Source organism: Ruegeria sp. YTSC106, assembly GCF_059609765.1.
The window spans coordinates 84196-96412 of sequence record NZ_JBXWMI010000017.1 but is presented as its reverse complement, the minus strand read 5'-3'; the positions used below and the strand labels follow the sequence as shown (position 1 = coordinate 96412).

The 12217-nt window shown below is 57.2% G+C and carries 12 protein-coding genes; 3 read left to right on the top strand and 9 right to left on the bottom strand.

The features are described 5' to 3' along the window. Positions 1-145 precede the first annotated feature (145 nt). Positions 146-904, top strand: a complete 759-nt coding sequence (locus AC2FEB_RS19610) for a hypothetical protein (RefSeq protein WP_496675989.1) — start codon at positions 146-148, stop codon at positions 902-904. A gap of 102 nt (positions 905-1006) precedes the next feature. Here the strand turns inward: AC2FEB_RS19610 and AC2FEB_RS19605 are convergent, their stop codons facing one another. Both AC2FEB_RS19605 and AC2FEB_RS19600 read right to left on the bottom strand, forming a co-directional pair. Beyond that, complete coding sequence (locus AC2FEB_RS19605; protein ID WP_117869936.1) at positions 1007-1468, bottom strand: hypothetical protein; 462 nt, start codon at positions 1466-1468, stop codon at positions 1007-1009. 162 nt (positions 1469-1630) lie between these two features. After that, the gene (locus tag AC2FEB_RS19600; protein WP_299900354.1) at positions 1631-3022 is read right to left on the bottom strand and encodes an aminotransferase family protein; all 1392 of its coding nucleotides are present in this window, start codon (positions 3020-3022) and stop codon (positions 1631-1633) included. Between the two features lie 221 nt (positions 3023-3243). Here AC2FEB_RS19600 and AC2FEB_RS19595 point away from each other — a divergent pair, with 221 nt between their 5' ends. Further along, positions 3244-4872 (top strand): acyl-CoA synthetase, encoded by a 1629-nt coding sequence (locus AC2FEB_RS19595; RefSeq protein WP_117869934.1) that lies wholly within the window; start codon positions 3244-3246, stop codon positions 4870-4872. Here AC2FEB_RS19595 and AC2FEB_RS19590 read toward each other — a convergent pair. From AC2FEB_RS19590 to hmgA, 7 genes are all read right to left on the bottom strand, one after another. Beyond that, a complete protein-coding gene (locus AC2FEB_RS19590) occupies positions 4851-5204 on the bottom strand; it encodes a DOPA 4,5-dioxygenase family protein (protein ID WP_117869933.1) in 354 nt (117 codons plus the stop codon). The genes AC2FEB_RS19595 and AC2FEB_RS19590 overlap by 22 nt on opposite strands. Before the next feature lie 86 nt (positions 5205-5290). Further along, the gene (gene maiA / locus AC2FEB_RS19585; RefSeq protein WP_117872856.1) at positions 5291-5929 is read right to left on the bottom strand and encodes a maleylacetoacetate isomerase; all 639 of its coding nucleotides are present in this window, start codon (positions 5927-5929) and stop codon (positions 5291-5293) included. 11 nt (positions 5930-5940) lie between these two features. Continuing rightward, positions 5941-6138 (bottom strand): DUF2783 domain-containing protein, encoded by a 198-nt coding sequence (locus AC2FEB_RS19580; RefSeq protein WP_117869932.1) that lies wholly within the window; start codon positions 6136-6138, stop codon positions 5941-5943. 3 nt (positions 6139-6141) lie between these two features. After that, positions 6142-7752 carry an FAD-dependent oxidoreductase gene (locus AC2FEB_RS19575; protein ID WP_117872855.1) on the bottom strand — a complete coding sequence of 537 codons (1611 nt, stop codon included), beginning with the start codon at positions 7750-7752 and terminating at the stop codon, positions 6142-6144. A 133-nt stretch (positions 7753-7885) separates the two neighbouring features. Beyond that, positions 7886-8836 (bottom strand): MBL fold metallo-hydrolase, encoded by a 951-nt coding sequence (locus tag AC2FEB_RS19570; protein WP_117869931.1) that lies wholly within the window; start codon positions 8834-8836, stop codon positions 7886-7888. 10 nt (positions 8837-8846) lie between these two features. Further along, a complete protein-coding gene (gene fahA / locus AC2FEB_RS19565) occupies positions 8847-10103 on the bottom strand; it encodes a fumarylacetoacetase (RefSeq protein ID WP_117869930.1) in 1257 nt (418 codons plus the stop codon). Between the two features lie 209 nt (positions 10104-10312). Further along, entirely contained in the window at positions 10313-11668 is a 1356-nt protein-coding gene (gene hmgA / locus AC2FEB_RS19560) for a homogentisate 1,2-dioxygenase (RefSeq protein ID WP_117869929.1), read from the bottom strand. Positions 11669-11725: 57 nt separating this feature from the next. Here hmgA and AC2FEB_RS19555 point away from each other — a divergent pair, with 57 nt between their 5' ends. Beyond that, complete coding sequence (locus AC2FEB_RS19555) at positions 11726-12178, top strand: MarR family winged helix-turn-helix transcriptional regulator (RefSeq protein ID WP_117869928.1); 453 nt, start codon at positions 11726-11728, stop codon at positions 12176-12178. Positions 12179-12217: the final 39 nt, after the last annotated feature.

Genomic DNA, 12217 nt, shown 5'->3' with positions numbered 1-12217 from the left:
TAGCTACTTCTCCTGTTTGCAGATATAGGCAAAGCCTAAACTGCTGGGTGAAGCAGCCGGTACATCCCATTAGTGACAGCCTATTCGGTGCACAGTACGGTTTTCCCAACTTGAAGCAGAGACATACTGAACCCAACATAGGCTTATGCTAAGAGCCATTCTTTGGATAATCGGCATTGTCATTGGCGTACTAGTTTTGGTTTTCGCGCTCGGTGCATTCATGCTTTTTGTGTTTTATCCTGCCAAGCATGCTTTGAATGTTTATCGAATGGATGCGAAGAACGAGCGGATTTGGGAGGAAGGTATTGCCCGTGTTGTGACTGTGGAGGCCGAGCTTCGCACCATGAGTGGCGTTGAAACACTAGAGTCGGACATAATTTGTTATCAGGGTCACTTTGCACGGCCATGGACATTAAAAAATGGCGCGCCAAGGACTGGAAGAACGCCGACAAGTGTCGGGTTCGAGAGCCTACAGACGGATTTTCCAACTGGCGCAACGCTGTATATAGATTTGTATCATCTTTGCGTTGAGGCATTCCGAATAGAAACCAAAGAGGTGCCATTTAAGCTTGATGGTAGCGATATGTATGTCGTTGCTCCCGAACTTAAGTTGTATTGCTCCTTTAGACTGCCCAATCGGCTAAGCGAAAAGTTCTTTCAAACTGACGCTGCATGGGTGAGTTATCCCAAAATTATGGAAATAACCGAGCGCCCGTTAAACTCCACGACAACGATTTCTGAAATGGGGTCATCGGAAACACCTCTAATCGGCTCCAGATTTGGGCAGCGGTGGGGCTTGGGGTTCCGAAGAAGTAACTGGCGCTCTGATGAACAGTGCTGGACCGGTAAGTTAGGGCAGTGCAACGAAGCAATGAACAATTATTGCGGGACTAACCCGAGGTAGTGCAGACACTATATGAAGGTCGGCTTTGTCCGCACAGCGGACTTAGGCGACATCGGTCTTTGCATATTAGGTTTTCTGGATCGCACTAACTCTCGGCACGCATTAGTTGCTGTCGTTCTTCTTCACCAACTGCGCCGCAAAGGACACGCCCGTTCCCGGCCCGGCATAGGTGACCATGATCACGTCATCCAGATAGACTCCGTTGAATATCCCGGCTGACACATCGTCCCCCGATATCCCGGCCTCGGCCAGAACAAAGCGGGTGGGCTCGTCCAACGAAAAGGTGCCCATAGCCTCTTCTACGATCCAATCGGTGTCGCCGATCCGACGCCAGCGATTGGTGGCGGTGATCAGGTTGCCGTCCAGCTTGGTGATCTCCAGCTCCATCTCGGTTTTCAGCAGGCCTTTCCCGTGGTTTGGGTTCGATTTGGCGAAGGCCACCAGATAGGTGCCGTGCCAGGTGCCGACGATCTGGGGAAACCCGCTGCCTTCATTGGCGCTGGAAGGGGTGGCAACCGCAAGGATGGCCACGGCCGCGAGGCTTCGGATGAGCTTTAGTACCATTGGACACGTCTCCTGCATGGGGTGTAATAACCACAGGGTACTTGAGTTGGCGCTTTTGACAAACCCGTGTGTGTAAACACAAAAAAACCGGCGCGGTGGGCGCGCCGGTCTAAGTTCATCCGCCGTGATTGCATGAGTGGTGGCAGATTTATTCAGTTAGGTTCAGCCGAATACACGCCCCAGTGCGCCGTCGACCGCATCAGTGATCTGGTCGATGTCGTCTGCGGTTGCAATCAGTGCGGGCGAGAAGCACAGCGTGTTGTTGCGGCTGGGGATCGAACGGTTGGTGGCCCCGATGATGACGCCCTGCGCCATACAGTCGGCAACAACCGCCTGAACCTTTTTCTCGTCCATGGGCTCTTTGGTGGCCCGGTCGGAAACCAGTTCGGCACCCAGGAACAGGCCCTTGCCGCGCACGTCGCCGATAACTTCGTGCTTATCCATCAGCGCCTGCAGGTTGCCCAACATCCGGTCGCCCATATCAATGCAGTTCTGCAGCAGGTTCTCGTCTTCGATGATGCGCATGTTCTCGATCGCAGCGGCCGGACCGGCGGTGCAGCCACCAAAGGTCGAGATGTCGCGGAAATAGCTCATCGGGTCCGACATGTCGTCTTTGAACATGTCAAAGACTTCTTCGGTGGTCACCATTACGGCAATCGCCGCATAGCCCGAGGCAACGCCCTTAGCCATCGTCACGAAGTCCGGCTTGATGCCGTACTGCTGGTACCCGAACCAGGTGCCGGTACGACCAACGCCGCAGACAACTTCGTCGATGTGCAGCAGGATGTCGTACTTTTTGCAGATCTCCTGCACGCGCTGCCAATAGCCTTCAGGCGCCTCGATCACGCCGCCACCTGCGGTCACCGGCTCAAGGCACAGCGCGCCAACGGTGTCGGGGCCTTCGCGCAGGATCACGGCTTCGATCTGGTCTGCGGCCCATTCGCCGAAGTTCTCTTCGGGGGCGCCGTCCAGCTCGTGCTTGCGGTATTCCATGCAGTGGGGCACGCGCACAAAATCAGGGGCGAAGGGGCCGTATTGTGCAGTACGTTCGTCCTGACCACCTGCCGACATGGTTGCCAGCGTCGAGCCGTGATAGTCGCGGTCACGATACAGGATCTTGGTCTTCTTGCCGCCGTACTTCTTGTGCGCGATCTGGCGCACCATTTTAAACGCTTTCTCGTTCGCCTCAGAGCCCGAGTTGGTGTAATAAACGCGGCTCATGCCGGGCATCTTGTCGATCAGTTGCTCGGCAAAGATCGCGCCGGGGATCGAGCCGGCCGAATTGGCGAAATAGCACAACTTCATCAGCTGGTCGTATACGGCCTTACAGATCGATTCGCGGCCATAGCCCACGTTGACAGTCCAGACACCGCCGGAAACCGCATCCAGATGCTCTTTGCCTTTCTGGTCCCAGACGCGCATGCCTTTGCCTTCGACAATGATGCGGGGGTCATTGGTTTCAAAGGGTTTATGCTGGATCAGATGATGCCAGATGTGGGCGCGGTCAGCCTCGACCACGCGGGAAAGATCGTTTTCGTTGAACGTGCCGTCCATGACAAGTCCTTTCAGTGAGATGCGGTGCACGGGGTGAGGAAACGGTATGCCCCGGCCTATGTTTAAGATGCTTCAGATCACCGCGAATGGCCGGATCTAAGTAGGGCCAGATCGCACCATCCCGTATTGCCAGTCAATAAGGGTATCGTAATACTACGGATTTGTCAGAGCACCAAGTTTATGCTCAAGTCGCGCAAACCGAGTGCAGGGAGGATCAGCAGTTGGCAGCGACCAATATCTATGAGCGTCATTTGGACAAATGCCGGGCGAATTACACACCCTTGTCGCCCCTCTCGTTCATTGAGCGCACGGCGCAGGTTTATCCCGATTACCCGTCGGTCGTTTATGGTGAGCGGCGGTATACCTGGGCTGAAACCTATACCCGGTGCCGTCGGCTGGCGGGTGCCTTGAACGCACGAGGTGTCGTAAAGGGTGATACCGTATCAATTATCGCTGCAAACATCCCCGAAATGTATGAAGCGCATTTTGGTGTGCCCATGGCGGGCGCCGTTCTGAACGCCATAAACACGCGCCTGGATGCGCCGATAGTCGCTTTCATCCTGAACCACGCCGAAACCAAGGCGTTGTTGGTTGATCCCGAATTTTCCGGCGTCGTGAAAGAGGCGCTGGAGCAGGTTGATCATGATATTTTGGTAATCGACATCGAGGATCCCAGCTTTGATGGTGGTGAAAGGCTCGGCAGCCTGACCTATGACGCCCTGATTTCAGGGGGAGATCCCGAGTTTGACTGGTCACTGCCCGAGGATGAATGGGACGCTATCACACTGAACTATACGTCCGGTACAACGGGCAATCCCAAGGGCGTGGTCTATCACCACCGCGGCGCTACCCTGAATGCACAATCGGATTTGCTGGACTGGGATATGCCCAAGCATTCGATATATCTGTGGACCTTGCCGATGTTTCACTGCAATGGCTGGTGCTTCCCTTGGGCCATGGCAGCCAATGCAGGCGTGTCCATCTGTCTGCGCGCCGTGCGTGCCGAACCTATCTATGCGGCATTCCGCGATGAGAAAGTCACCCATTTCTGTGGCGCTCCTATCGTTTTGAACATGTTGGCCCACGCGCCAGATGAATTGAAAGACTTTGACCATCAAATCAAGGTGATGACCGCGGGCGCTCCGCCGCCGGCCGCCGTGATCGAAGCGATGGAGGCGATGGGGGTCGAAGTCACGCACGTTTACGGCCTGACCGAGACTTACGGACCTTCGGTCGTTTGTGCGTGGAAGGATGAATGGAACGACAAGGGACCCGAAGACCGCGCCGCTCTGAAAGTACGGCAGGGCGTGCGGTATACGGCGCTGTCTGGTCTGATGGTAGCCGATCCCGAAACGATGGAGCCCGTTCCCGCGGACGGCGAAACCATGGGCGAGATCTTTATGCAGGGCAATGTGGTGATGAAAGGGTATCTCAAGAACCCTGATGCCACGGATGGGGCCTTCAAGGGCGGCTGGTTTGCATCCGGCGATTTAGGCGTCATGCACCCGGATGGCTATATCGCGCTCAAAGACCGTTCCAAGGACATCATCATTTCAGGCGGCGAGAATATCTCGTCCGTCGAGGTCGAGGGTATCCTCTACAAACACCCGGCAGTCATGGAAGCGGCGGTTGTGGCCCGGCCAGACGAGAAATGGGGCGAAACCCCCTGCGCTTTTGTTGAGCTGAAGCCTGACGCGACCGCGACCGAGGCAGAGCTGATTGTCTTTTGCCGGGACAACATGGCCCATTTCAAAGCGCCCAAGACCGTGGTGTTTGGCACCCTGCCGAAGACTTCAACCGGTAAGGTGCAGAAATTCGTTCTGCGGGATCAGGCGCGGGCGCTGGGCTGAAGCTTGGCAAAGATCGACAGGTCCAGATCCAGCATTTCACCCATCCAGATCGCGCGATCGCGGTGATCGGCCAGATGGTCGCCGGTTTCCGGGTGGGTGAAAACCGAAAGGCCCCGCCGGTTCAGCATCAACCACGGAGTGACCTGATCAAAGGCATCAGCCGCAAAGCTCAACTGGCAGCTCCAGCGCGGGTGGGGGCCGACATTACGGCAATGCATGTGCCCCATCTGGACGGGGAACAGACGGGCGGCCTCTTCGCAGACCTGTTGTGCCGTGTTCTGCGTGTCGGCGTCAAAATAGACATGGGCATGGTAGCCGGTGATCTCGGGCATCAGAACCTCTATTGCTTTGATGAAACAAAGCTAAGTCCGATCGGGCCAGACGCCTAGGCGCACAAGCACACAGGATCTGTGCAAGGTTATTGGGGTGCGTGCGCTTCAGGATGTGCTGCGACAAATGCCGGGTGACCGGCGCAGGCCTTTTCGACCCCCAACAGACGGGGCATGTCCGATAAATCGACCTTCCACCGGCGCGCGTTGTATATCTGCGGTATCAGGCAAATGTCAGCGAGGCCGGGCTGCGAACCAACACAATAGGGGGTTTGTTCAAACTCACCTAACATGGCCTCAAAGGCCTGCAATCCCGGCCGGATGAAGTGCCGCATCCACTCTCCGGGCATATCGGATGGGTCTTTGCTGAGGGCGGTCGCATGTCGTGCAACTGACAGGTTGCAAACAGGGTGAATGTCCACCGCAATCGCATAGGCCAGCGCCTGCACGCGCGCGCGCCCCGCTGCATCGTCGGGCAGAAGGTTCAATTCACGTGTTCTGTCCAGATAGTCGAGAATGGCCAGAGATTGCGTCAGCCGCTGCCCGTCAATATCCAGAACCGGAACGAACCCTTGTGGGTTTCGCGCGATATGTGCGTCACCCTTGTGTTCGCCATCCACGAGGTCGACGACAACCGCGCGATAGTCGATCCCGGTCAGATTCAGGGCGATCCGCACCCGATAGCTGGCCGAGGAGCGCCAATAGTCATAAAGGACGACTTCGCTCACATTCCAATCCGTCAATTGTCGGTCAAGGCGGCGGCGCGAATGGCGTCAGACAACACCTGTTCGTCGCCGATGTGATTGGCCAGCACCAGAACCAGTCGGGCGTTCAGCGCGTCGCTGTCGGCTTTATCAAGCCCTTCATGCGCAGCCAACAGCTCGGCATAGAAGTCGTCAGCATTGTCGATATTCGGGGATAGGATCAGGTCAGACATCGCTTACTCCTTACCACAGGCTCTGCGGATCGCATGCCGGAAACTGTTTTCTTCATAGCTGCCCCGTCGCGCCGCCACGTGCTGATCGGGGCGGATCAGATAAACTGCGCTGGCTGCGTCGCCCAGATAGCGACGTTTCAGCGCCAGGGTCAGGTCATCCTTGACCGACAGCGCCAACCGCGTGACCTCAACCCCGTCTTCTTCCAGCAGCTCTGGGGCATCTGCGTCAATTGTCAAAAGGGTGAATTTGCCTGCCAGTCTGGGCAACAGGAACTCATCACCCAGCGGCGCGTCCGGGCAGGCCGAGCCGGGGCGTGTCTCGGCTGGGCCATCCAGCGCGTCGGCAGAGTTCAGCGAAGAGCTGTCATAGGTGCAAGGTTGACTCAGGCGTCCTGAATTCACCAACGGACGGGCAAACTCGTACTGCTCGCTCAGGTCCAGAACCGCATCCCGCAGAACCCGCGACATCTCGGATTTCGGAGTGATGAAATCGGTCGACCGGCTGGATTTCTGGATGTTCTCATCAGCCCCGTGCACGCGTTCCGCGTTGTAGCTGTCCAGCAGGCTTTCGGGGGCTTTCCCATCCAGCACCAGTTTCAGCTTCCAGCACAGGTTGTCAGTGTCCTGCAGGCCGGAATTGGCACCGCGCGCGCCAAAGGGGCTGACCTGATGCGCGCTGTCGCCTGCGAAAAGGACCCGTCCTTTGCGGAAGCTTTCCATGCGGCGACACTGGAATGTATAAATCGAGACCCACTCCAGCTGAAACTCGACGGCATCCCCAAGCATTGCCTTGAGGCGCGGGATCACATTCTCGGGGCGCTTTTCGCGTTCCTTGTCGATGTCCCAACCCAGTTGCAGGTCAATACGCCAGACATTGTCGGGTTGCTTGTGCAGAAGCGCGGATTGCCCGCGATTGAACGGAGGGTCAAACCAGAACCAGCGTTCCGAGGGGAAATCGGCATCCATGATCACGTCCGCGATCAGGAAGTTGTCTTCGAAAACGCGCCCTTCGAAATCGATACCCAGCATCCGCCGGGTGGGAGACGCCGCGCCGTCGCAGGCGATCAGCCATTCGGTCTCGAGTGTATAAGGGCCTTCGGGGGTTTCGACTTCCAGCCGAACGTGGTCTTCGTGCGTACCGATCGCCTCAACCTTGTTGCGCCCGCGAATTTCGATCGGCGCGCCGTCTGCCTGCAACTCGCGAACACGTTCTACAAAGTAATTTTCAAAGTGGTATTGCTGCAGGTTGATGAAGGCCGGGTTGGCGTAACCTTCGTCCGGTTGCAGGTTGAATTCATAGACCTGACGATCATCGAAAAAGACCTTGCCGCGGTCCCAAAGAACGCCTTTGTCGACCAATCGCTGACCGCAACCCAGCCGGTCTGCAATTTCCAGCGTACGTTGGGAAAAACAGATGGCACGGCTGCCAAAACTGACCTTGTCGTTCTCGTCCAGAACCACGACTTCGACCCCCTGTTGGGCCAGATCGATAGCGGCGGCCAGACCAACCGGGCCCGCACCGATCACGATGACCTTGCGCCTGACGGGCATCGGGCTGTCCTGATCCGGGCTGCGTTCATATCCGTATAGCGGCGTTTCAAAGATCTTGTTCATGGGCTCCCCCCAAACAGATGCACCGATGTGCTGCATATCCTGTCCCCCGGCGACGAGCGCCGGAGGCCTTGGCTTATGGTTTCATCGAATCCCGCCGCAAAAAACGATCTGGATCAAACTCGACCGTTTTTCGTCAACCTTGCAGAGCCTCCCACATCTCCAGATCGCGCTGTGCGGTCCAGATACGGGGCGTGTCGATGCCGCGAGCTTCGTCATAGGCGCGAGCCACGTTGAACGGCAGGCAGTGCTCGTAGATCGCGTAATCGGCAAATTTGGGGTCACATTCCGCTCGGACTGCATCCCATGCTTCCTTCAGACTGCCGCCACGTGCCGCAACTTTGGCCGCCGGGCGGTAGGTGCTTTCGACAAAATCGCGGGTATTTTCAATGGCCGCATTCACCATATCCTTGCCGACCAGCGCATCGCCGCGCCCCGGTGCAATGGCGTCGACATCGAACCACTTGATCTCGTCCAGCGTGTCACCCCAGTCGCTGAAATGCCCATCGCCGCAATAGCAGGCCGAGTGATACTCGACGATATCGCCGGTGAACATCACGTTCTGATCGGGCACATGGATGACGATATCGCCTGCCGTATGCGCGCGGCCCAGATGCATCAGGTCGATCCGGCGGTTGCCCAGATAGACGGTCATCGTATCGCTGAAGGTGGTGGTGGGCCAGGTCAGGCCGGGGATGCTTTCGTGCCCTTCGAACAGGCGCGGGAAACGCTGGAATTCGCTGTCCCAATCTTCCTGACCTCGCTCCACGACCATGGCGCGGGCCATGTCCGACATCACTATCTGCTGCGCGCCGAACGCGCTTGCGCCCAGAACACGTACTGCGTGGTAGTGGGTCAGGGCCACATGCGTGATCGGTTTGTCGGTGACGGAACGCACGCATTCGATCACCTTGTTTGCCAGACGCGGAGTCGCCTGCGCCTCGACTATCATCACGCTGTCGTCACCGATGATCACACCCGAGTTCGGGTCGCCTTCGGCGGTAAAGGCATAGAGCCCTTCTCCGACTTCAGTGAAGCTGATCTTTTTTTCCGACATGTCCCCCTGGGACGCGAATGCTTTGGCCATGGTGGGTTCCTTATCGTGAATATGGGTTTTCAAGAGCAGGCAGAACGGTGCCGACACACTCACCGAAGCCGATCGTGTAGCCGTCCGCACTGGCCGCACCGGTAAGGGTCAACGTGTCGCCATCCTCGATGAAGCTGCGGGTTTCACCGCTGTCCAATGTCAGGGGTTCCTTGCCGCCCCAGCTGAGCTCCAGCAGCGAGCCGCGTTCAGGTTTGGTTGGCCCGGAAATGGTTCCGGATCCCAGTAGGTCGCCCGTGTTCATGGGGCATCCTGATGTGGTGTGATGCGCCAATTGCTGCGCAGCAGAATAGTACATCTGGTTGTAGTTGGTCCGGGCAATCGTCGTGGCGGTTTGCCCGGTAGGTGCCATGGTGATCGCCAGATCGATGTCATAGAGCATCGGGCCGCAATCCTTGAGGTGATCCAGCAGCTCGAACTCGCGGGGCGGCGTGTCGCAGCGGAATGGCTCGAGGGCCGCCTTGGTCACGATCCATGGGCTGATCGAGGTGGCCGTGGCCTTTGCCTGAAACGGGCCCAGCGGCTGGTATTCCCATGCCTGGATGTCCCGCGCGGACCAGTCATTCAGAAGCACGTAGCCGAAAATATTGTCATCCGCTTCCTGCACGGTGATCGGACCATCCGAGGGTGTTCCGACAATCGCGCCCATCTCAAGCTCGATGTCAAAGCGACGGCTGGGCAGGAAGGCGGGCAAGTCCTGATCGGGGGCTTTCAGCTGACCCCAGGGGCGGCGAATTTCCGTTCCCGATACCACGACCGAAGATGCCCGGCCGTTATAGCCAATCGGAATATGCAGCCAGTTCGGCGGCAAAGCGTTTTCGGGCCCCCGGAACATGGTGCCGACGTTGAAGGCATGGTTTCGACCTGCATAAAAGTCGGTGTATTCGCTGACGGCGAAGGGCAGATGCATTTCCGCGTCTTCTTGTTTGACAAGCAGAGGTTCGACCTTGGCTTGCTCGTCTGAACCTTCGGCCAGAAGGCTGATAAGCCGTTCGCGCAGCGCGGTCCAGACGGCTGGACCTTCCTCCATCAGAGGGTTCCAGAACGGCATGTCGAACAGTGGCTCATCGGTCAGGGAGATCAGGCCCTCGGCCTCGGCTGCGGTAATGTCAAGGATCATGTTACCGATGGCCACGCCGCAGCGCGGATCATCACCTTCGGTCGAGAAGACGCCGTACGGAAGGTTGTTCAGTGGGAACGGATGTGTCGCGTCATTGGCCGACGCAACCCAAGAAGTCATTAAAGGCATATCTTGCCCCTGTTTGTTATGTTCTAAGAGGTTCTGAAGGATCTTAACTCCGGAACAGCGATTGCAATAGTACGAAGCCGCCTCGGTTGTGGCACATCGTATGCGAGGGGCGCGTCACTGCACACCGGTTGCCGAGGAATGTTAGCTCAGCAACCGGTTCAATTCCACGCCAGCAGAACGGCTGCAATGAAAGTGAACCAGTGGGAGGCTCATTTCTTGCCCGGCGTCCCGTCGAACTTTTTCTCAAGGGATGTCCAGCAGTCGATGTAGTCATCCTGCAATGGCGCTTCGGTGGCAGCAAACGGGGTCAGGTGCTGTGGGAAGCGGGTTTCGAACATGAACGACATCGTCTGATCCAGCTTGTCCGGCCCCAGATTGGAATATGACGCCTTGTCAAAAGCTTCCCTGTCAGGGCCATGCGGGATCATCATGTTATGCAGGCTAGTCCCACCCGGCACGAAGCCCTGCGGTTTCGCGTCGTACTGACCGTAAATGTTGCCCATCAGCTCGGACATGATGTTCTTGTGGTACCATGGCGGGCGGAAGGTATCTTCCATCACCATCCAGCGTTCACGGAACAGGACAAAGTCGATATTGGCCGTACCCGGCTGGCCGGACGGGGCCGTCAGAACGGTAAAGATCGACGGGTCGGGATGGTCAAACAGGATCGCGCCGACGGGGCAATAGTTGCGCAGGTCGTATTTATAGGGCGCATAGTTGCCGTGCCATGCCACGACATCCAGCGGGCTGTGGCCGATCCTGGTGGTGTGGAATTGCCCGCACCATTTGATTGTCACGGTAGAAGGGGTTTCACGATCTTCATAAGCCGCCACCGGTGCCTTGAAGTCGCGCGGATTGGCCATGCAATTGGCCCCGATCGGCCCGCGACCCGGCAACTCAAATTTCTGACCGTAATTCTCGCAGACAAAGCCGCGCGCAGGGCCTTCCAGAACCTCAACCCGGTACAGCAAACCACGCGGAATGATCGCGATTTCCTTTGGCTCCAGGTCAATGATTCCCAGTTCTGTCGCAAATCGCAGGCGCCCTTCCTGTGGCACAACCAGCAATTCGGAATCTGCCGAGAAGAAATAGTCATCGACCATGGATTCCGTGACCAGATAGATGTGGCTTGCCATGCCGACCTGCGTGTTCACATCACCTGCGGTCGTCATGGTCCGCATACCCGTCATCCAATTCAGACCTTCATCGGAATACGGGATGGGATCCCAACGGTACTGACCAAGGCTGATCACATCCGGATCAATACATGGGGCCGATTTCCAGTAGGGCAGATCGATTTTTTCATAACGATGCGAGTGCTTTACGGATGGGCGAATACGGTAGCACCAGGTGCGCTCAGGTGGGTTGGCGGTAAAGGCCGTGCCACTCAGCTGCTCTCCGTAAAGACCATAGTTGCACCGTTGCGGGCTGTTCATCCCTTGCGGCAAGGCCTCGGGCAGGGCCTCGGTCTCAAAGTCGTTCCCAAAGCCGGGCATATAGCCTGCGTGAGTTCCGACAGGCGTTGCAGCCTGTGTCAGCGTATGCGGATCAGTCGGACGATTCATTGCGTTTTCCTCCGTTTGCTGCTTGTCGGTTAATAGTTGATTTTGTAACTAACAAGCATGACACACGATGAATCCGAAAAAAATGATGACTTTGATTTGCAGAATTTTCTGCCCTTCCTGCTGAATCAGGCTGCCGAACGGGCTTCGCTTGAGTTTCAGGCTGTTTACAAGGGCCGCTATGGGATGCTCAGAACCGAATGGCGGGTGTTGTTCCATTTGGGGCTGTTTGGCGAGATGACCGCCAAGGAAATCGGAGAGCGCGCCAGAATGCACAAAACCAAGATCAGCCGTGCGGTCGCCAAGCTGGAAGAACGTCGATATCTGAAACGCACGCGGGACGAAGCGGATCGGCGAGCGGAATGGCTGACACTGACACCGGCAGGGCAGGCTGTGTATCGTGACCTGCGCGGCGTTGCTGCCAAGTACGATGCGAAACTGTCAGGCCTGTTCAAACCGGAAGAGGCCGCGTTGTTGCGTCAAATGCTGCAAAGGTTGGCCGGTTTGGACTGACCTATGGCAATTGATGCGTGCCGCCCCCAAATGGGGATC